Origin of the sequence: Pseudomonas sp. Ost2 (genome assembly GCF_018326065.1) — a bacterium.
Taxonomy (GTDB): domain Bacteria; phylum Pseudomonadota; class Gammaproteobacteria; order Pseudomonadales; family Pseudomonadaceae; genus Aquipseudomonas; species Aquipseudomonas gingeri.
The window spans coordinates 4,971,603-4,992,902 of the sequence record NZ_AP021904.1 but is presented as its reverse complement, the minus strand read 5'-3'; the positions used below and the strand labels follow the sequence as shown (position 1 = coordinate 4,992,902).

Here is a 21,300-nt window from a genome sequence, read left to right as displayed (position 1 = left end):
TTTCCGAAGATGAAATTTAATTTGAGTGTCTCTGTTTTTGTTTTATAGGTTTATCATTTTCGGTAAGTGCTGGGACAGCTTGGTAAAACTTGTTTTTGACAGAGTGCTCCATTCTCCGCTGTTGAATGCCACGCCCGTAGTGATACTTTCCAGCGAGGCACCAATGATGAAATCGATGTCTGTTGCCGGGACGGTGTTTTTGCTGGTGACGGCGTTCCCTTGTGCTGAGTCAGGATATAATTTTCCAAGGCTGCTTTGGTGAACTCTGAGTAGCGCCATTTTCTCGTATAAACCACCGCCAATGGTTTTGACATAGCCGCCGTAATTTATGGTCATATTTTGTTGGTCGAAAAAATAGATGTTTGTACCTGCGACCATGAATTCTATCTCGTAGTAGGTTCTGACATGACGTATGGCCAGGTGGGTGAGAAAATGCTCGGGATTGATGGCGATGAAGGCTCTCGCGAGAGAGGCGTAGGCTTTCTTGTAATTGGTGTACGTGTCTAATTTAAGAGCTTTGAAGCTGCTCTTGTTCACGGTGGCTTTTCCCAATGATTTGCAGTAACGTTCGATGTGCTCCTGGCTATTTGCATCGAGCCATAGATTGTCAATGCGTGTTGGAGGGGTCGTCGAATAGTCTATTTCACCTGTGATCAGAGGCGGTTCCAGCTCGATTCCTGGATTTGGTGTTTGTAGTATACTTTCTATACTGTACCCTTCTTGCAGAACTTTGAAGAGAAACTCTCGTACAAAGCTTTCTACTTTTCCAGCCTCGCTGGCCGTGCGGTCTTGAGCTGTAGCGCCCTGTGCGAGACTCGCTGGACGGCTCACTCTGGGAGCAAGCCCATATAGCTTGATATTGAATAGATTTTTTACATTGGTCACTTGGTAATAAAAAGACATTCTGAACTCCTGTGCCTGGCTCGGGCTGGATATTAAAATTTACTCCAGCACCCACTCAGCCAACTTCCCGGTCACCTGGGTCATCAACACATTCTCGACATCCCTGGCACCCGCGGCGCTGCACTTGGCGAGTACGGCTTTCACAATCCCGGCATCAAACTCGAACTGCTTGCCGGTCGCGGCCTTGTAGCGCTCGCGCAGTTTCTCCAGTTTCGCCAGCACAATGCCTTCAAGGGTCGTTTCATCCAGTGGCCGATAAGGCACGATCGTCATGCGCGCCAGGAACGCCGGGCGGAAGGCTTGCAGCAATACCTTGCGCAGATGCTCGTTGAAGGCATCGGTGCCCAGTTGCGCAATCGGTGTATCCAGGATCAACTCCGCGCCGACATTGCTGGTCGCCAGCATCACGGTGTTCTTGAAGTCCACCACCAGCCCGGTACCGTCTTCCATCACGCCCTTGTCGAAGACGTTGTAGAAGGCTTCCAGTACATCCGGATGGGCTTTTTCGATTTCGTCCAGCAGCACCACCGAATAGGGTTTGCGCCGCACGGCTTCGGTCAGTACGCCACCGCTGCCATAGCCGACATAACCGGGCGGGGCGCCTTTCAACTGGCTGACGGTGTGGGCTTCCTGGTATTCGGAGAGGTTGATGCTGATCAGGTTGCGTTCGCCGCCATACAAGGCATCCGCCAGGGCGTAGGCGGTTTCGGTCTTGCCCACGCCGGTGGGGCCGAGCAGCAGGAACACCCCCACCGGTTTCTGCGGATCGGTCAGCCCGGCGCGATAAGCCTGCAGGCGCTGGGCGATGGTTCCCAGCGCGGTGGTCTGGCCCATCACCCGCTGGCCCATGCGCTGGCCGAGAGTGCGCACGGCGTGGGCTTCGTCGGCGAGCATCTTGCCCACGGGAATCCCGGTCCAGCCGGCAATCACCGCCGCCACGGTTTTCGAGTCGACCTGTTCCGGCACCAGCGGATCGTCCTGGCGGATGGCATCGAGCCCGGCTTCCAGGCGCACCAGTTCGGCAGCCAGGGTATCGATGCGGCCATCGGTTTCCTGGTCGGATTTGCCGTTGTCCAGGCTGTCGCTCAGGGCCAGCAATTCACGGCGTTTTTCCAACAGCTCGCGTACTGCCTCGCGCTCTTCGCCCCAACGGGTTTCCAGCTCGCGGATGGCTTGCAGATTGCCCGTGGACTCGCTTTCCAGCACGGTGATGCGTTCGCGGTGGTCCAGTCCCGTCGCCTGTTCGCGGCGCAGACGGTCGACTTCCTCCTTCAGGCTCTGCTGGCGATGGCGCAGGCTTTCCAGCGGAGGCGGCACGTCATGTTGACCGAGGGCGACCCGGGCGCAGGCCGTGTCGAGAATGCTGATGGCCTTGTCCGGCAACTGGCGCCCGGAGATGTAGCGATGGGACAACTTCACCGCGTCGTGAATCGCGGCATCCAGCACTTGCACACCGTGGTGCTGTTCCAGCTTGGCCGCCACCCCGCGCAGCATCTCCACGGCGGTGGTTTCGTCCGGTTCTTCCACTTGCACCAGCTGGAAACGCCGGGCCAGGGCGGGGTCTTTCTCGAAGTATTTCTTGTATTCCATCCAGGTGGTGGCGGCCAGGGTGCGCAACTCGCCCCGGGCCAGCGCCGGCTTGAGCAGGTTGGCCGCGTCGCTGCCGCCTTCGGCGCCGCCCGCGCCGATCAGGGTATGGGCTTCATCGATAAACAGGATGATCGGCTTGTCGGCACTGCGCACCGCATCGATCACCCCCTTGAGGCGTTGCTCGAACTCGCCCTTGACCCCGGCCCCGGCCTGCAACAGGCCTAGGTCCAGGACCCGCAGGCTGACTTCCTGCAACGAGGGGGGGACATCGCCGGCGGCAATGCGCAGGGCCAGGCCCTCGACCACCGCGGTCTTGCCGACCCCGGGGGCGCCCACCAGGATCGGGTTGTTCTGCCGGCGGCGCAGGAGGATATCGATGCACTGGCGGATCTCGCCGTCGCGGCCGACGATGGGGTCGATTCGCCCGGCGTGGGCATCGGCGGTCAGGTCCTGGGTGTACTGGTCCAGCACCGAGTCCTGCGCCGAGTTGCGGTGGGCGGGCTTTTCCGTGGCAGTGGCAGCCGAACGTTTCGGCCCGGTATGTTCGCGGGAGTTCTCGGTCCATTCCAGCAGATTGCTACGCAGGGCATCCCGGGGGATTTTCAGCAATGACGAGGCGCTGTTGAGCAGCAGGCTGCGCCGCTCGTCGCGGTCGAGCAGGGCCAGCAGCAACAGCCCCGAGCGAATGCTGTCGAGGCCGAGCACGCTGGCCTGGACCACCGCGTCTTCGAGCAGGCCGATGGTCTGTGCCGACAGCGCCGGGGTCCGGGTGCTGCCGGACTTGAACAGTTCCAGGGCCTTGTTGATCTCCGCCGACAAGGCATCGCGCTCCAGGCCGAAGCGCGGCAGCAGCCAGGCAAAGTCGCCGCCTTCGATCTCCAGCAGTTCCAGCAGCAGGTGCTCGATTTCCACATAGTGATGACCCCGTTGCAGGCAGCGCTGGGCAGCCTTTTCCAGGGCGCGACGGTTGTCGGCGTTGAGGCGTCCGATCAGGCTGCCCAGTTCCATGCTCAAGCGATCTCCAGTTGGCGCAAGCGGGTTTCGATCCGTTGCACATGCTCAGTGGGTTGCGCTTGCAGGCCGCCATTCCAGCTCAGTTGCGGCGGTGCGACGCTGTCGAGGGTCATCGGTCCGGCGCCGCGGATCAGCAGGGTCAGGCTGCAATCCAGGTCGGGGCCGAAGTACAGGCCGGCGAGGGCGGCCAGGGCCGGATGCGCTTCGCCGTCGGGGAGAAAGCGCACGGCCTGGTGATTGGGCAGCGGGCCGAGGGTCAGGCGGATGCCGGCATGTTCATCCCAGACCCGCGTGCCGGCGACGGCATCGCGGCCCAGGGTCAGGTTGCGGCCGCCGGGCTGCATGCGACTGCGGCTGGCCGGGGGGATTTCCCGCCAGGCGCCGATATAGGCCTCGGCTGCCACCGCGACGTTGAAATGCTGGCGTACCACCGCCGCGAACCCCGCCAATGAGCGTCGCCCACCGGCAAACAGCGCACTGCGCGCCAGTACCGCCGCGTCGGGCAGGGCGCCGCGGTCATGCAGGGCCTTGGGCAGCAGGCCACTGAGGGCGCGCAACTGGCGGTGTACCGGTGTCGCGGCGGGCAAGGCAAAGCCCACGGCGACCCGATGCTTGCGCATCACCCGATACAGCAGGCTGATCAGTCGATGCTGGAACAGATCGAGGAATTCGGCGGGGGCGTGGTCCTTCTGTCGGGCCCGTTGTTGCAGCCATTCCTGGTCGGCATAGGGCAGTGGCCCATCAGGGCCGCCGAGACCGAATACCGGCGTGGTCAGCACCGGCTGCCGCCCCTCGGTTTCCTTCAGACTTTCCACTTCGCTGCTGGGAAACAACGGCGTCAGCGGGCCACGTAGACGCACGGCTTCGGCATCGGGAGCGGTGCCGGTGCCCAGCGGCACGGCCTGTGGACGTTCGCATTCGAGCAACAACAGAGCCTGCAGCAGCTCGAAGGCCTGCGGGTCGTCACGCAGTTGCCGACTCAGAGGGACAGTGGCTGGCCGGGTTGGGGTTGCCATGTCTTGACCTCCTTGTCGGACTGGACCAGCACCGTGCGCACAAAGCGGTTGGCGGTGGCATAGAGTGAGAAGAACTGCGCCAGGACCGCGGAAAACAGCACCGCGCTATGGCCGACGAAAAGTTGCGGATCCAGTTGCACCCGCACTTCCAGGCCATTGCGCCAGCCGCGCCAGGCATCCTCGCCGACATGGGCGACCACCCGTTCGCAGGCCAGGCCCAGCAGGCCTTCGATCTGCCGACGGGCACTGGCCTCGTCGCGCAGGTTGTGCAATTCGAGGATTTCCTTGAGGGCATCGATGGCCTGCGGGCCTTCCACCAGTGACAGGTGATTGAGGGTCAGTTGCGACACCAGTTTCCAGCGCGATTCACCGCCCAGGTGCGGCAGACTCTGCGGGCTGGGCGGATTGCGCAGGCGTGCCCAGGCCACCGGTCCCGGGCGCTCGAAACCCAGTGGCGTCCCGGCACCGAGGCTTTGTGCCAGGTGCCGGTTGGTGCACAGCAATTCGGCGGTGACGCTGTATTGCGGCGCGTCCTCGCGGGGTTTGAAGCGGGTGTCCACCAGGCTCAGCATCAGGTCGCTGCCCAACCGATTGGGCGTCAGCCCGGTGATGCGGCGGGCATGCCAGTACAGATGGCTTTCGCCCAGCGCATGCTGGCTGCCGTAGTAGGCCGGGACCTTCTGCACGCCCTGCGGGGTCATGGCGCGCAGGCCGCGAATGCTGTGGATCTCGACGCTGTTTTCCCGATGGCTGTCGGCGATCAGCCGGTACTCGCTGCGGGTGCCGTCCGGGCGCAACGGTTCCGACGTACGCGGGAACAGGTTGAGTGCCGGGCTGCAGCCCAGCACGATATCGCTGGCCTGCAGGTGCAGGCGACTGCCGGGGGTGTGATCGAACACGAAGTACAGGTAGAGGATTTCACTGTCGTCCCGGCCACCACCGAAGGGCACATCGAAGAAGCTGAACTTGTCCGGAAAGGCGAAGTACTCGGCCAGCAGGCGCAGGCCCGGATGGACGCCGTCTTCTTCCGGTAACAAGGCCTCGTCGCCGGCGAAACCGACAATCCGTGGCAGGCCGCCGAGGGGCCGCGGCGGGCTGCCGGGCGGACCGGCGAGCACCTGGGTGGTATGGGCGCCGAGCAGGTCATAGAGCCTGGCGTTGACCACCGGCGAGGCGGCCAGGTGCAGGCGCAACTGTTGGGCTTCAAGCTCCGACCAGAGGGTCTTGCCCTGGCAACGAAAGCTCAGGCGCAGGGCCGAGCGGGCCTGGTTGGCCCCGGTCAGTGCCTGGGCTTCATCACTGTCGAGCAACAGCGCCTCGGTGATCTCCAGCGGCCACAGGTTGACCTCGGCGCTGGTGCGGAAATGGATGCTTTCGCCCTTGCGGGTGGTGACGAACAGCGGTGTGTCCCGGGGCAGGCGATAACCGGCGGCCAGGTTGCCTTTGCTCGGGTCCGGCTGGAACTGGACGATGGCGCAGGAGGGCAGGGGGCGCACGGCCAGGGGATAGAGCTGTTCCAGCAGGGCGTCGCTGAATTCCGCGTAGTCATCGTCCAGCCGGCGTTGCAGGCGTGCGGCCAGCAGGGCGAAACCTTCCAGCAGGCGTTCGACATGGGGGTCGGGGCATTCGCCCGGCGACAGTTCCAGGCGGCGGGCCACCTTGGGGTATTGCTGGGCGAAGATGCCGCCGGCATGCCGCAGCCAGGTCAGTTCCCGTTGGTAATAGTCGAGCAGTTCGGCATCAATCGAGTCGCTCATGGCTGACCTCGAGACCCTGGTGGGTCTTCTCGATGACAAAGGCCACCGGCCAATGTCGATGACCGCTGCGCAGGGCGCCATGCAGGACGATGCTCAATTGCTGGGGCTGGCCTTCCACCGGTTGCACATCGACCTCGTCGAGGGCCAGGCGGGGTTCGAAGTGTTCCACGGCCTGGCGGATTTCCCGGGCCAGCTTGCGTCGGTCGTCGCTGCGCTGGCCTTGCAGTGCAGTCCAGTCGGCGACGCCATAATCGAGAATGCTGGGCGGCGAGGTCAGGGTCTCGCGCGCCCGGCGCGTGTTGAACAGGCGCAGCAGTTCGCCGCGCACCGAGTCGGCCAGTGCCTGGTGATCGAAGGCTTCCAGCGCCTGCACTTGATCCTCGCCACCGGCGAGGCGCTCGAACAGCGGGGGAAGAATACCGGTCGCTGACATGGCCGCCCGGCTCCCTTACTTGACCAGCTTGTTGGCAGCCATGTCCCAGGTCGAGGCGGCCGTGCCTTCCTTGGTACCGTCGTCTTTCTGCGCGGTGAGTTCCCATTTGATCTTGGTGAAGTTCAGCGAGATGGTTTCCACCGGCTTGCCGCCGGCACCGCCGCTGACGCTGACGTTGGACAGCACCACATTGGTCAGGGTGTAGATGATGAACGGCAGCAACTGCCCGCTGCCTTCGGCGGCGTTACGGCCGATGGTGATCTTCGCCTCCGGGATCGGTTTGCCGGCGCAGCAGTATTCATTGAGCGACGGGGTCGAGGTGTCGACGAACTTGGTCAGGGTGAATTCGCCGATATGCGGTTTGCCCGACGTCCGTTCCGAGTTGCTGACGTCGTTGGTCACTTGCATCGCCACGTTGTGGCTGTAGGACATGATCTCGATCTTGTCCTTGTAGCCCTCGAGCAGGCTGTCGCCTTTGATGTCGCCGCCGAGGTCGAGAATGATTGCATCCATCGCCTGAAACTCCTGAAAGGGTGGTCACTGCAAAGAAGGGGGAAACCCGCCGGCCAGGTGGTCGGCGGGCACAGGCTCAGGCTGCGACCGGTGGTGGCAGGCTGGCGACCAGGCGGATCGAAGCGGTCAGCTCTTCCAGCTGGAAGTGCGGCCGCAGGAACACCGTGGCGCGGTAGGCACCGGGCTTGCCGGCGATTTCCGTGACATCGACGCGGGCTTCGCGCAACGGGTATTGCGCCTTGATTTCCTGGGGCGCGTTGTCGTTGATCAGCACGTAGTCGGCGATCCAGTTGTTGAGGTAGGTCTGCACGTTGTCGCGGGTCATGAAGCTGCCGACCTTGTCGCGCATGATCACTTTCAGATAGTGAGCGAAGCGCGACGCCGCCAGCACATAGGGCAGCATCGCCGAGATCCGCGCGTTGGCGTTGGCCTCGTTGGTGTTGTAGAGCTTGGACTTGTTGGTGGTCTGGCCGCCGAAGAAGACCGCGACGTCGCTGTTCTTCTTGTGGCACAGGGCGATGAAGCCGAGGTCGTTGAGCTCCTTCTCGCGGCGGTCGGTGATCGCCACTTCGGTCGGGCACTTGAGCGACAGGTCGCCGGAGCTGGTGCGGAAGGTATGGGCCGGCAGGCCTTCCACCGCGCCACCGCCTTCGGCACCCCGGATCGCCGCGCACCAGCCGTATTTGGCAAAGGCCTCGGTGATGCGCTGGGACAGGGCCCAGGCGGCATTGCCCCAGAGGTATTTGCTGTGGTCCGAGCCGTTCACGTCTTCGACGTAGTTGATGCCTTCCACCGGCTTGGTGTCGGGGCCGTAGGGCAGGCGCAGCAGGGTATGCGGCAGGACCAGGGAAACATAACGCGAGTCTTCGCTTTCACGGAAGGAGCGCCACTTGATCAGTTCCTGGCTCTCGAAGATCTTCGACAGGTCGCGGGGCACGGCCAGTTCGGTGAAGCTGGTCATGTCGAACAGTTTCGGGCTGGCGGCGGCGATGAACGGGGCGTGGGCCGCGGCCGCGACATTCGACAGTTTCTCCAGCAGGCCGATGTCCTGGGGGTGGCGACCGAAGGTGTAGTCGCCCACCAGCAGGCTGTAGGGATGGCCGCCGAGGGTGCCGTATTCGTCTTCGTAGATCTTCTTGAATAGCGAGCTCTGGTCGAATTCGACGGCTTTTTCCAGGTCGTTCTGCAGCTCTTTCTGGCTGACATTGAGCAATCGCAGTTTCAGCCGCGAGCTGGTCTCGGTGTTCTGCACCAGCATGTGCAGGCCGCGCCAGGAGGCTTCAAGCTTCTGCATGTCCGGGTGGTGATAGATTTCGTTGAGCTGGGCGCTGATCAGCTTGTCGATCTGGCTGATGCGGTCGTTGATCATCGCCACGGTGTCTTTGTCGATCGCCATGCCTTCATCGAGGACCTGGGTGGCGAACTCCGCGAGCATGTCGCGGGCATATTCCTGCTGGCTGTCGTCGTGGGCCATGCGCCCGTCGGCAATGATCTGGTCCAACAGGGATAACGTCTGGGTACTGCCTTCGCTGCTGGTATTTTCGGCACTGGCTGAACTGGGCATGACAAATCCTCCGTGAGTGGGTGGGCGATCAGGCTTGTGGCTCTTCGGCAGGGGCGACGCCGTCTTCGTTGGCGGCCGGGGTGTCCTGCACGCGGGCGGACGACTTGATCTCCTGCAGGCCTTCGGTGTTGGCGATCACGTCGCGCAGCAGCTTGTCCAGGTCGTCGTTGCCGTCGAGCTTGGTCAGCAGGTCGCGCAGGCGCTGGCGGGCCTCGAACAGGCGGCGCAGCGGGGTGACCTGTTCCACCACCTTGACCGGGTCGAAGTCGTCGATATGGCCGAACTTCAGTTCGATATTGAGCTTGCTGTCGTCATTGGCCAGGGTGTTCCTGACCTGCAGCACCGAGCGCGGGGCGATGGACGTGAGGACTTCGTTGAAGTTGTCGCGGTCGATCTCGACGAAGCGTCGTTCGCTGAGTTTCGCCGGTGGATTGACGGGCTTGCCCGACAGGTCGGCGAGGATGCCGACCACCAGGGGCAGTTCCTTTTTCTCGATGGCGCCGCCGGTCTCCACGTCGTAGGTGATCTGGACGCGCGGCGGACGAATCCGGTCGAGCTTGTGCTGGGTACTTTCGGCCATTTGGGCTGACTCCGATGCGTTGAGCGGGCGCAATGCATCGGTTGCCCGTGATCGCATCCCTTGCCGAACCGCGAAAGCCAGACAGGGGGTGGAGAATGCGATCCTGCCAATCCTTCGACGGTCCCTCCGATTCGTCGCGATGACGAACTACCCAAGAAGCTAGAACAGGTCTATAAAAAAGCAAGGCAAAACGCCATATGACCTACACAAGAAAGGGAAAATTCAACTTTGTGTCAGAAAATTCTTATATTTGTAGCCGCGCTGATACTTTCCGGCTGCTCGTTTTTCGGACCCAAGGTCGGTGTGGCGAGCCTCACGCTGGACGTGGCGCCCCTGGCCAACGACAACACGCCGATTGCCGTGGACTTCGTTGCGGTGAAGGACCCCGACCTGCTCAAGCAACTGGCAGGGATGAGCGCCAAGCAGTGGTTCGGCGAGCGTGAGCAGTTCCAGCGTGATTATCGCCAGCAGTTGAGCGTGTGGGGACTGGAGCTGGTTCCCGGGCAGTTTGTCGCCGAGCAGGACTTCCCGTTGAAGGGCGAGAAGGCGGCTGGACTTTTGGTGTTCGCCAGCTATAACACTCCCGGTGCGCACCGGCTCAGGCTAGACGACCAGCGGGAGGCCTGGCTGAAGTTCAACAGCCGGGAAATGAGTCTGTTGAATCCGGCCGATCGCTGATCCGCGCCGCTCAGGAGCACTATCGGATGTCGAAGGGAGACGTATGAGTCTGTTACCTGATGCGGTCTGCTGGTACGAGGGGATGCAGTTGCTGCCCCAGCACTTCCAGTTGCAGGGCCTGCGGGCCGAAGTCCTGGCCGCGCACCTGGCCAAGGCGGGCAACCCGTGGTTCTGGGGTGTCGAGCAACTGGAGATCGATCCTTCCGCGCTGTGCGCCGGGCAGGTGCGGATCCTGTCCCTGGAGGCCACCTTTCCCGACGGCTTGCCGGTGACCCTCGACGCCGCCGATGGCGCGCGCCTCGAGCTGGACGTCGGCGATGCCATCGATAACTCGATTCACTCGATGGTCACGGTGTACCTGGCGGTCACTCCGCTCTGGCGGGCGGGGCAGTTGCGCGAGCTCAAGGGCCGCCTGCAATCGTTGACCAGCGAGTCGCTGCAGGACCTCACCAGCGGCCAGAATCCGCAGCCGGTCACGGTCTGGCGACCCAATCCGCACCTGTGCACCGACACCAACAAGGCCGATTCGGTATGCCTGCCTCTGCTGCGTATCCGCAAGGAGGGCGGCGGCTTTGTCCAGGTGCCCTATGTGCCGCCGACTGCGCGGTTGCTGCCGGAGTCGCCGTTGGGACGGCGAGTCGCGGCACTGTGCGCGCGGAGCCGGGAAAAATGCCTGTTTCTCGCCGGTCGCCTGCGCCAGGCGCAACAGGCGGGCAGCCAGGAAGATGCCGCTGAAATCCGCCGCCAGCTCGGCGCGCTCTGGGCCCGCCTGCCGGAGGTCGAAGGCCTGTTGAACAGCCGCGTCGCCAGTCCCCGGGACCTGCATGGGCTGCTGCTGGGAATGGCCGGGGGCTGGTCGGTGCTCGACCCGCTGGCCGGTGTGCCGGCGTTCATGCCGCTGGATTATCTGGAACTGCAGCGCGGCTACGAAGAAGTGCTGAACTGGCTCGAGCTCGGCCTGGAACTGATCCGTGTCGGTTATCGCTGCCTGCCGTTCGAGCAGTCCGGCGAGCTGTTCTCCCTGCAATTGCCCGAGCGCCAGCCCGAGCAGCGCCTGGTGATCGGCCTGCGGATGCCCGCCGGGGCCGGTGAAAGCGCGGCGATCGAATGGCTGGAGCGCACCATCATCGCCTCCGACAGCAACCTGACCGTGCTGGCCCGGCAACGCATGCCCGGGCTGCGGCACCAGGTCATGAGTCGCCAGGAGCAGGTGGCCTACAGCGTCGGCAGCGACACCCGGCTGTTTGTCGTCGAGGCCCGCGGCGAGTGGTTCGACCCCGAGCAACCGCTGCACATCATCGCCCCGGCCTCGAAGCTGGCGGTCAACCCATGGCAGATCGTCCTGTTCGTCGAGCAGGCCAGCGAAGCACCGTAGTCAAGGAAGGGGAAGGCAATGCCAGATGGGAGCGTCGGAACGGGGTTGCAGCAGTCACCCTTGAGCAGCGCCTTTCGCCAGGCCTGGTTGGAGTGGCTGGAGGCCTGGAACGGCTTGAACAAGGACGACGAGGACGTGCCACGGCAGGTCGGCACGGTGGCGGAGTTTTCCACGAAGATCAGTCGCAAGCTCTGGCGCAGCGCGTTTGCCAGCGTCGGTGACTCGGCCGAGCATCAGGTCAAGGCCACGGTGTATGCCTTTGTCGCGCTGGTTGATGAAACCCTGTTGTACGCCACCTGGCCGGGACAGCCGACCTGGCAGAGCGACCCCCTGGAGTCGCTGCTGTATGCCTCGCGCCATGCCGGCGAGCAGATCCCCCTGGCTATCGAGAAACTCCTGGCCGACGAGATTCCCGCCAGTCGTGATCTTGCCAATGTCTACCTGCAATGCCTGATCCTCGGCTTCCATGGGCGCCTGCGCGGGGAAAGCGGGCTGGCCCTGCATGAGAAATGGCGCCATGCGCTGTTTGCCTTCGCCTGGCAGCGCGAGGCGGATTATGTCGATGTCAGCGATTGCCTCGAACGACCGAGCAACGTGCCGGCGCGGCGTCTGCCGATTCGCCAGTCGCTGCCGGACGGCCTGCGCCTGGGCCTGGTGATTCTCGCGGGGACGCTGCTGCTGATCGGTCTCAGCCACTACTTCTGGTACGACATCAACGCGCAGGTGCAATCGGCGATCCAGCAGGACGGCCCTGATGCTTCGGCGGAGCAGAATCCATGAGCCCGCTGGCGATTGTCGCGTGGGTGGTCGGCGTGCTGCTGGTACTGGCCTTGCTGGCTGTGGCGATCTGGTGGTTGCGCACCCAGAGCGGCGCGGCGATTCGCAGTTTCTACGGTGCCGTGCGGCACATGGAGCAGGAACAGGGAGTACAGGACCGCTACCAGTCGCCCTGGCTGTTGATGCTCGGCAACGATGCCCAGGGCGCGCAGCTGTGTTCCAGCTGGCACCTGCTGCCCACGGACAAGCCGGCCTGGTTCGGGCGCTGGTGGTCCGATCCCGACGGCGCGGTGCTGGTGGTGCCGGAGTCGTTGTTCCTGCCGGATGAAGGACTCAAGCTCAAGCGTGGCAGCTGGTGGCGCCTGCTCGGCCTGATCCTGCGCCTGCGTGCCCGGCGACCGCTGGACGGGGTGATCTGGACCGTCTCGGCCAGTCGCCTGTGGGATGACGAACAGGCGGCGGCCCTGGGCATCGCTGCCCGCCGGCGTTTCATCGATCTGTTGCAGCGCCTGGGCCTGAGCCTGCCGGTGTATGTGGTAGTCACCGAGATGGAGCAGATTCCCGGCTTCCAGGAACTGATCGCCGCATTGCCCAAGGAGTCCCGCGAACGGACCCTCGGCTGGACCTCGCCGTTCGCCCCGGAAACCCTCTGGCAATCGGAGTGGAGCGACCAGGCGCTGGACCAGGTGACACGGGTGCTGGTGGAGGCGATCACCGAAGTCGGCGCGTTGTCCGGGCACCTGGGCGAAGACCTGTACGGCCTGCCGGAGCGTTTCGAGGCCCTGCGCCGCAACCTGCAGACCCTGCTCGATCCGGTTTTCCAGGGCAATGCACAGAACGAGGCACCGCGCTTTCGCGGGATATATTTCACCGCCAGCGAGGCGCCGGGCTCGGCTCCGGTGTTTTCCGCCAGCGATATCCCGCTGCTGCAAAGCACCTTCTCGCGGCAGCTCTGGCAACGGCGGATCGTCGCCGAGCAGGGGTTGGCCCAGGTGGTGCCACGGCTGTTGCGGTTGCGGCAGCGCTGGCAGCGGGTGGTCGGTGTGACGGCGGCGCTTGTCGGGCTGGTCTGGGCGGTGGCGATGGTCTGGATCTGGCAGGACTCGCTCAAGGATGCCCGGGAACTGGCGCGCCTGCTGGAGGGGGCACAGAAGGGCTATGTCACGGTCGTCGATGATAATCACCGGCTGGGGCCGACCCGGCGCAATGTGCAGGCGTTCTGGCAACTGATGGAGCAGTCGCCGCGCTGGCACTTCACCTCACTGGTATTGCCGACCTCGTGGTTCTCCTATCTCGACCAGGAGCGTGACCAGATACTGCGGGAAGTGGCGATGAAGCATATGGTGCTGCCGCTGCGTGATCTGTTGCAGATGAACCTGACGCAACTCAGGGCGATCCAGAACACCGACCGGCGTCCCAATCTGGAAAGCGAGGATCCGGCGCAATGGCAGACCTACGTCAAGTCCAGGGACCTGGTGGAGCGGGCCACGGCGCTGGAACAGCAATACCTGTTGTTCACCAAGGCGGGGAACAACCGCAAGACGCCACTGGATGACCTGGCGTCCCTGGGCAACCTGGCCCTGGGCCTCAACCTCAACGCCGCGACGTTGCACCGGGCGGCGTTCTACAACCAGCATCTGGCGAAGATGGAGCTGTCGAACCTGATCCACCTGGACCTGCCCACCGAACGCCTGACCATCGGCGGTAACTTCAAGGAACTGATGGGGCGCTGGCTGGACCAGTATTACCTGGCCGAGAACTTCGTCCGCCAGGCCGGCTACCTCAAGCTGCACCTGGACCAGCTGGAGTCCGGTGCCGTGAATTCCCTGACGGAGCTGGAAGACCTCAAGGCGATGATTGACGACCTGCAGGCGGTCGTCAGCCTGACCAACTCGGCATGGAGCCGGGGCAAGGGCCAGGATCTGGTCCCCGGCTACAGTGCGCTGATGGACAAGGTGCGCCAGAGCGCGCTGCTCGGCGCACCACTGGAGCAGAGCCTGGAGGACCAGGCGTCCAGGCTGCAGCAGAGTTTCCGCGACCAGTGGATCGCCAAGGCCGGTTCCCGGGGCAACCTGCTGATCCAGCAGGGCAGCGGGCAACTGGTGTTGCAGGAGCATGTCCTGCAGTTGAACAACGCCATCGCGGCGCTGTTCCGTCGCGACTTCGTCGCCATGGCCATGCGCGCCGACGACAGCGCCGGGGGCAGTTATCAGAGCCTCGACAGCGACGGCCTGAACAATGCCCTGACGTATTTTGCCAGCTACAAGAATTACGCCAGCGAGGAAATGCCGCGTATCCCGCCGGCCTATCGCGGGCCGATGCTGCGTGCCGCCGAGAATGCCGCGGCCAAGGCCATGTGGCTGAGCCTGGAAAGCAGTCGTGGCCAGGTTCCGGGGACGGCGTCGTTCAATATCAAGACCGATCAGGCCCTGGCGGTGCAAAGCGCGTTCATCGAACTCAAGCGGGCGGACCTGGCGAGCAACCTGCAGAACTCCCTCAATCGCCGGGCACTGGCCGAGGTCGGCAGCGGCCTGGAGCAGATCAATGCGCAGGCGGTGTTCCATGAACGGGTCGATATCGACAGTTGGGACGGGTCGAAGAACCTCGGCCTGCAGTTGTTCCGGGCCAACGACGTACCGGACCTGAAGCTCGATCTCAAGCAGCAGTTCAGCAGCATGCAGAGCATTGCCGAGGCGCGGGCACCGGCGCTGGAGTGGCTCCGGGCCCAGCAGCAGAACCTGGGGGCGGGGGACTATGAGCGGTTCACGCGCCTGAACTCCCTGCACGATGAGTTGCTCAAGTACAAGGAACAGAACCCGGCCAGCTCGCCGGCGTTGATCGAGCAACTGGTCAGTCGCGACTTTATCGACATGGACGCCAGCAGTTGTGGACAGATCCTCTCGTCGGCCAACCTGCCGGCCGGCCAGGGTGAATTGGCGTTGCGGGCAGTGGCCTTGCAGCAGGGCGCGATGCGCCGTTGCCAGGCGTTGCAGCAGGCACAGGCGGTCAGTGCCTGGAACGAGCTGGCGGGCTACTTCAACCAGTACCTGTCCGAGCGTTTTCCGTTTTCCCACGGTATCCAGGCGACTGACGCCGAGCCGGCGCGGGTCCAGCACCTGCTGGAGCTGATCGATACACGCCTGCCCAAGGCCCAGGCCGGACTGGTGTTGAGCCAGTCACCCGAGCGGTTGGCGGCGGCGGATTTCCTCGAACGCCTGAAACAGGCGCGGGTCTGGCTCGGGCCCTTGTTCCAGCGTGACCCGAGCGGGATGATCGGCTTCGACATGGACGTGCGCTGGCGTACCGACCGCGAGGAGGAGCGGGGTGCTGACCAGGTGATCGCCTGGGGCCTGAATGCCGGCAGCCAGCAGATCAACTACCCGGGAGACGCCCAGCAGCGCTTGCGCTGGATGGTCGGGCAACCGATCCGCCTGACCCTGCGCTGGGCCCGCAACGGACCCGAGCGGCCGGTCAGCGATCCGTTGCAGCCGAGCCTGGCGGTGGCCGACCTGGAAGCCGGCTGGGAGTATGGCGGGCCCTGGTCGTTGTTGCGGATGATGCGTTCACACCTGTCGGTGATACGCCAGCCGAGCATGGACTACACCGATTTTCCGCTGACCCTGCGCCTGCCGGTGCGCGGTTCGGTCAATGGTGACAGCCAGACCACCATGTTTATCCGCCTGTCGTTGATGACCCAGGGCGGCAAGCTGCCGTTGTCGCTGGCCCCGCTGCCGGTGCGGGCACCGTCGTCGCCTTTTTCGAGTTTTGGCACGGCCAGCACCGTGACCGGTAATCAGGGGGCGTTATGAGTCAGCCGGATGGAGGATTGTCGCTGTTGGTGGAGCCGCTGCTCGAAGCGATTTCCGTGGACGCGCCCTGCGGGCAGAACCTGCGCTACGAAGCCGATTACGATCGCCTGCGCGAGCTGCGGCGCGAGGATGACACCAGCCTGCCCAAAGGGGTCTGGGAAAAGGAGATCAAGCGGGCCGAGTGGGCCGGCGTCGAACAGCTGGCCAGCGACATCCTAGTGGGGCGCAGCAAGGACCTGATGGTCGCCGCCTGGCTCGGCGAGGCCTGGCTTCATCGTCACGGGCTCGAAGGCCTGCAGGCGGCCCTGGCGTTGTTGCTGGGGTTGTGCGAGCGCTATCCCGAGCAGGTGCATCCGCAGGCCGAGGATGGCGACCAGTCCTGGCGGGTGACGCCGGTGGACTGGCTGGTGCGGCGCTATGCCGAGGTGCTGCATACGCGGGTGCCGTTGTTCGCCCCCGGTGGCAGCAACGGATTGGCCGGATTGAGTCTGTATGGCTGGCAGCAGTTGCAGGGCCGGCAAGTGCTCACCGGCGACAACAAGAACGCCAAGGCCATCGTCGAGACGGCGCGGCTGGAACAGCAGAAGGTCAATGAACTGATCCGCGCCACGCCGCTGTCCTGGTGGCTGCACAGCCAGAACCTGTTGCTGGCGTCGTTGCGCCAGTTGGAGGCGCTGGAGCAGTGGACCGACCGCTACCTGGGGGAACTGGCCCCGACCTGCAGGCCCTTGCGTGAGATCATGCAGGCCTTGAGCACACTGACCCGGGAGTTCATCGCCATGCACCCGCAGCAGCCGGAGCCGCCCGTGGCGCCGATCGAGAACACTGTCGAGGAGGACCGGGCGGTTGCGCCGGCACCCGCTGCCGAGGCCACGGAGCAGGCAACCCGCCCGGCCGCGCCGCGCAATCGCGAGGAGGCTTACCGGCAACTGCTGCTGATCGCCGACTACCTGGCGAAGACCGAGCCCCACAGCCCGGTGCCCTATGTGGTGAAGAAGGCCGTGGAGTGGGGCAACAAACCGTTGAACGAGCTGCTGTCGGAGCTGATCTCCTCCGATGCCGAGGCGCGGCGGGTGTGGACCTTGCTGGGCGTGTTGTGACAATTCTCGGGCAAGGTCGCTGGCCTGGCGATTTTACGTCTAGACTGTCGTGAGTATTGCAGCCAGAGCAGTGCAACAGGCCTTACTGTCCAGGGTACTGGTCGGGGCCGGATGTCTGTTTCACCTGGGAAAGGCAGTAGGCGCAGTGATCAAGTCAGTTCCCCGTCGTGTTGAAACGGCTTTCGAATGCCGGCGAGCAGGCGTTTGAGTCGTAGGGTGCGTGTTCACGTACCCATCAGTTGTAGCGCGTAGTCGATCGTCACCAGCACCCCCACGAAAACACCAATGTGCGAACTGCCAAGGCAGCGCTTTGTCCGTTCGAATGGGAGGGTGTCATGACTTGTCACTTGTCGGGTGTGCGATCCGGCTCATGGAAACGCGACGGCTTGTTCGCGTGGATTCTCTTCATGCTGACCGTTGCCCCGGCCTCATGGGCGGCAGACAGCCTCTTTACGATCGAACCCGCGCAATCGCCCCAGCAGATGCGGCAAACCACTGACCCGGCGTTGGTGTCGATCCTGGACGTGCAGGCGTTTACTTCGGTGCATCGGGTGCAGGCGCATGCGGATCTGCTGTCCGATCAACTCGATGTGCTGCAGATACCGCTGGGGGATGGTCGGATTGTCAGTGCGCACAAGCTGTTCTATCGCACCACTGCCACCGGGGCTGTCTGGCGCGGCGAGATCGCCGTGCCGGGAGCGGCCAGCCAGGGTAGTGCCGGGGATGAGAGGCTGATCGATCAACTGAATTCGGTTGTGCTGGTGCGCAACGCCGACCAGATCACCGGGATCGTCCGGGTGGGTGGCGAGGTCTACCGGATCCTGCCGCTCAATCAGGGCGGGCAGGTCCTGGTAAAGGTCGACCAGAGCAAGAAGCGCCACTTCGACGAGGAACACGATCAGGATCGGCATGTCATTCGCAAGGATTCGTCCGCGGCAACGCTGGAATCGGCAAGCGGGTCGCCCCCGCGTGACGGCATCAGCACGATCCGGGTGACGATCGTCGCTACGCCACTGGCGGTGGAAAAGCTCGGCGGCAGTGCGGGCTTTCAGGCCCAGTCCGCCCTGGTGATCGAGGAGTCGAACCAGTCCTTCGTCAACAGTGATATTCCCGCACGGTTCGAGAGTGCCGGCACCTATATCGCGAACTATGCCCAGCAGGCCCAGGCGGATGGCGATCGGTTGCTGGACAAGATCGAGAGCCGCACCGACCGCGATCTCGGTGCGCCGACCTGGGCACTGCGCGATGAGCAGCGTGCCGACCTGGTGGTGCTGGTGGCCGATATCCGTTCCTACTGTGGCCTGGCCAATCTGAACTCGACCAAGGCAACGGCCTATGGGGCGATCGACTGGACGTGTTTCTCCGACGGCACCACGGTGCAGCACGAAATCGGCCACAATATCGGTGCCGACCATACGCCGGAAGAAGCCCAGGGCAATGTGTTTCCCTACGGTTCCGGCCATCAGAAAACCTCGGGCGACATTCGTTGGTCCACGATCATGGCGCCTTACTGTTCCCGTTGCAGCGTGATCAATTACTGGTCGAACCCCTATCGCACCTACAAGGAGGCGCCCCTGGGGGTTGTGAACGTCAGCGATAACGCCAGGGTCTGGGTATTGCGCGCGCCGGTGGTGGCGAATTTCTACCCTGACCCGGTGGAGGCCAATCCGCCCTATGCGGTTGCCCGGGCAGAGCCTTCCGCCGTTACCGGGCCAACGGTGGTCCGGCTCGACGGCTCGCAGTCTTCCGACCCGGCGGGCGGGGCGTTGCGCTATCGCTGGGAGCAGACGGACGGGACTCCGGACGTGAGCATCACCGGCAGTTCATCCCGGGAGGCGCGGGCGAATATTCCTCCGGTGAACCGCAGCAGCCATTTCATCTTCCGCCTGACGGTAACCAATAGCGACGACCTGAGCGACAGCCAGGCCGTGACGGTCAGCGCCGAGCCGTCCAGCCCCGAGCCCATGGCCGTGATCACGGCCGACGGACAGGTCGAAACCGGCAAGTCCCTGGAGTTTTCGGCGGCGTCCTCCACGGGCAACCAGCTGACTTATGCCTGGAGCCTGCCCGGCTTCACCCCCGCCAGCTCCAGCAGCCAGCGCGTGAACGCGACTGCTCCGGCCACCGCGGGCAACCGTACCGTGCAACTCACCGTGCGCGACGCGCAGGGGCGCGAGAGCAGGAAAACCCAGGTTGTCCGGGTGGTCGCCGGATCCGGCGGCGGGGATGGCTGCATGCCGACCGACCCGAACGCCGGGCAATACCCGCAATGGGATACGCTCAAGACTTATGTCGGCGGCGATACCGTGCAGTACAACGGGGTGGTCTGGCGCGCCGGCTGGTCGAGCCGTGGTGTCTCGCCGGACAAGACCGACGCCTTCAGCCTGGTCAGCCCGCTGCCGGTGCCCTGGCAGGCCGGGCGGCCCTATGTCGCCGGCAACCAGGTGATTCACCAGGGCAAGTTGTATTCGGCCAAGTACTGGATAAACACCGCACCGCCGGGGGCTGCCTGGACATTGCTCGGTGACCATGCCTGTCCGTGAGCCATTGATGAAGCAGCACCCCGAGCCGGCTCGGGGCGCTGCTGGATCACTCGCTGAACACCTGCGCGATCAGCCAGAGATTCGCCCCGCTGATCACCACGAACAGCCCCCAGGCGAGGCCCTTGGTGTACCAGCGGTTGACGAACTCGCCCATCAGGCGTTCATCGCTGGTCATGCGGATCAGCGGGTACAGGGCGAACGGCAGCTGCAGGCTGAGCACCACCTGGCTCAGGACCAGCAGCTTGCCCACGGCCCCTTCGCCCATCAGCCAGACGCCGATAAAGGCCGGGATCAGGGCCAGTCCACGGGTGATCAGGCGGCGCTGCCAGCAGGGGATCTTCAGGTTCAGATAACCTTCCATGATGACCTGTCCGGCGATGGTTCCGGTGAAGGTCGAACTCTGTCCCGAAGCCAGTAGCGCGATGCCGAACAGGGTGCTGGCGAAGGCTCCGCCCACCAGTGGATCGAGCAGGTGGTAGGCGTCCTGAATCTCCACCACGTCGGTGTGCCCGGACTGGTGAAAGGCCGCCGCCGCGAGGATCAGGATCGCCGCGTTGACCAGCAGCGCCAGGGCCAGCGAACCGATGGTATCGACCCGCGCCAGGCGTACCGCGTCCTGGCGGCTGGCGCGGTCCCTGGCGACCAGCCGGGTCTGGACGATCGAGGTATGCAGGTAGAGGTTGTGGGGCATCACCGTCGCCCCGAGGATGCCGATCGCCAGGTACAGCGGTGCGGCTTCGCTCAGCGCTGACATCGATGGCTTGAAGCCGTTGAATACGTCCGGCCAGTAGGGCTTGATCAGCACCAGTTCGATGAAGAAACACACGCCGATGGTTGCCACCAGCACCAGCATGATCGCTTCCAGGCGACGGAACCCACGGTTCTGCAAAGCCAGGATCAGCAGGGTATCGAAGGCGGTCAGGACAATCCCGAAGGTCAGCGAGCAGCCCAGCAGCAGGTGGAAGGCGAGGGCGCAACCGAGCACCTCGGCCAGGTCCGTGGCGATGATCGAGACCTCCGCCAGCAGCCACTGGGTGCGCGCCGAACGAGGGCTGTAGCGCTCGCGGCAGAGCTGCGCCAGGTCACGACCGGTGGCGATCCCCAGGCGCGAGCACAGGCATTGCACGGCCATGCCCGCGAGGCTGGCCAGCAGCACCACGAACAGCAGGTTGTAGCCATAGCGCGAGCCGGCCTCGATTGCCGTGGCCCAGTTGCCCGGGTCCATGTAGCCGATGGACACCAGCAGGCCGGGCCCGGCGAAGCGCAGGGCGCGCTTGAAGAACGGCGCCCCGCTGTCGACTGCTATCGAGCCGTTCACCTCAGAGGGACAGAAGGGGGCGGTGGCAACTTTCGGCAGGCTGAATTTCACACGGCGATCCAAGGCTGAAGAGATGGGCATCCCAGCTTAGACGCTTGCAGGCTCCGGCCCAAGCCCTGTTGGTTGACCTTGGCATTGCGCGGGGACTCCCGGTTGGCGGCGAAACATATATTTACGAATCTATATGATAAGTATTCGCATAATCAAATAAATGTTTGAGCTACAGCTGCCAGGGGCGTGGAAGGTCGGCAAGAAGATTATTTTCGCGTCGTGTGTGACGGGTGTGGGCTTGTCGGGGCGGCATTGCGATGAAGGCGCCCTCGAGGGCGC

General features: G+C 63.9%; 15 protein-coding genes. 6 read left to right on the top strand and 9 right to left on the bottom strand.

The window, feature by feature from the left end; translation table 11 throughout:
* Positions 1 to 42: 42 nt before the first annotated feature.
* The 8 genes from KI243_RS21765 to tssB form a co-directional block, all read right to left on the bottom strand.
* Positions 43 to 903 (bottom strand): hypothetical protein, encoded by an 861-nt coding sequence (locus KI243_RS21765; protein ID WP_212809902.1) that lies wholly within the window; start codon positions 901 to 903, stop codon positions 43 to 45.
* Positions 904 to 942: 39 nt separating this feature from the next.
* A complete protein-coding gene (gene tssH / locus KI243_RS21760) occupies positions 943 to 3,501 on the bottom strand; it encodes a type VI secretion system ATPase TssH (protein ID WP_212811239.1) in 2,559 nt (852 codons plus the stop codon).
* Positions 3,502 to 3,503: 2 nt separating this feature from the next.
* Positions 3,504 to 4,523, bottom strand: coding sequence for a type VI secretion system baseplate subunit TssG (gene tssG, locus KI243_RS21755; protein ID WP_177118805.1), 1,020 nt, complete (start codon positions 4,521 to 4,523; stop codon positions 3,504 to 3,506).
* On the bottom strand, positions 4,487 to 6,280 hold the full coding sequence (gene tssF, locus KI243_RS21750; RefSeq protein ID WP_212809901.1) for a type VI secretion system baseplate subunit TssF: 1,794 nt from the start codon (positions 6,278 to 6,280) through the stop codon (positions 4,487 to 4,489). Before tssF ends, tssG begins: the two co-directional genes overlap by 37 nt.
* Positions 6,264 to 6,713 carry a type VI secretion system baseplate subunit TssE gene (gene tssE / locus KI243_RS21745; RefSeq protein WP_212809900.1) on the bottom strand — a complete coding sequence of 150 codons (450 nt, stop codon included), beginning with the start codon at positions 6,711 to 6,713 and terminating at the stop codon, positions 6,264 to 6,266. The genes tssF and tssE overlap by 17 nt, the downstream gene beginning before the upstream one ends.
* 15 nt (positions 6,714 to 6,728) lie before the next feature.
* On the bottom strand, positions 6,729 to 7,226 hold the full coding sequence (locus KI243_RS21740; RefSeq protein ID WP_103033076.1) for an Hcp family type VI secretion system effector: 498 nt from the start codon (positions 7,224 to 7,226) through the stop codon (positions 6,729 to 6,731).
* Positions 7,227 to 7,302: 76 nt separating this feature from the next.
* On the bottom strand, positions 7,303 to 8,790 hold the full coding sequence (gene tssC / locus KI243_RS21735) for a type VI secretion system contractile sheath large subunit (RefSeq protein ID WP_017129424.1): 1,488 nt from the start codon (positions 8,788 to 8,790) through the stop codon (positions 7,303 to 7,305).
* A 28-nt stretch (positions 8,791 to 8,818) separates the two neighbouring features.
* A complete protein-coding gene (gene tssB / locus KI243_RS21730; protein ID WP_017129423.1) occupies positions 8,819 to 9,370 on the bottom strand; it encodes a type VI secretion system contractile sheath small subunit in 552 nt (183 codons plus the stop codon).
* 228 nt (positions 9,371 to 9,598) lie between these two features.
* Between tssB and KI243_RS21725 the strand changes: the two genes are divergently transcribed.
* The 6 genes from KI243_RS21725 (at position 9,599) to KI243_RS21700 (ending at position 19,652) form a co-directional block, all read left to right on the top strand.
* Positions 9,599 to 10,048 (top strand): type VI secretion protein, encoded by a 450-nt coding sequence (locus KI243_RS21725; RefSeq protein ID WP_177086714.1) that lies wholly within the window; start codon positions 9,599 to 9,601, stop codon positions 10,046 to 10,048.
* A gap of 43 nt (positions 10,049 to 10,091) precedes the next feature.
* The gene (gene tssK / locus KI243_RS21720) at positions 10,092 to 11,423 is read left to right on the top strand and encodes a type VI secretion system baseplate subunit TssK (protein WP_042937092.1); all 1,332 of its coding nucleotides are present in this window, start codon (positions 10,092 to 10,094) and stop codon (positions 11,421 to 11,423) included.
* A gap of 18 nt (positions 11,424 to 11,441) precedes the next feature.
* A complete protein-coding gene (locus KI243_RS21715) occupies positions 11,442 to 12,203 on the top strand; it encodes a DotU/TssL family secretion system protein (protein ID WP_177108992.1) in 762 nt (253 codons plus the stop codon).
* Positions 12,200 to 16,009, top strand: coding sequence for a type VI secretion protein IcmF/TssM N-terminal domain-containing protein (locus tag KI243_RS21710; RefSeq protein ID WP_212809899.1), 3,810 nt, complete (start codon positions 12,200 to 12,202; stop codon positions 16,007 to 16,009). The genes KI243_RS21715 and KI243_RS21710 overlap by 4 nt, the downstream gene beginning before the upstream one ends.
* Positions 16,006 to 17,109, top strand: a complete 1,104-nt coding sequence (gene tssA, locus KI243_RS21705) for a type VI secretion system protein TssA (RefSeq protein ID WP_177118808.1) — start codon at positions 16,006 to 16,008, stop codon at positions 17,107 to 17,109. Before KI243_RS21710 ends, tssA begins: the two co-directional genes overlap by 4 nt.
* A gap of 407 nt (positions 17,110 to 17,516) precedes the next feature.
* A complete protein-coding gene (locus KI243_RS21700) occupies positions 17,517 to 19,652 on the top strand; it encodes a M12 family metallo-peptidase (protein WP_244861764.1) in 2,136 nt (711 codons plus the stop codon).
* A 46-nt stretch (positions 19,653 to 19,698) separates the two neighbouring features.
* Here the strand turns inward: KI243_RS21700 and KI243_RS21695 are convergent, their stop codons facing one another.
* Positions 19,699 to 21,021, bottom strand: coding sequence for an Nramp family divalent metal transporter (locus KI243_RS21695; protein ID WP_017129416.1), 1,323 nt, complete (start codon positions 21,019 to 21,021; stop codon positions 19,699 to 19,701).
* Between the last annotated feature and the right edge of the window lie 279 nt (positions 21,022 to 21,300).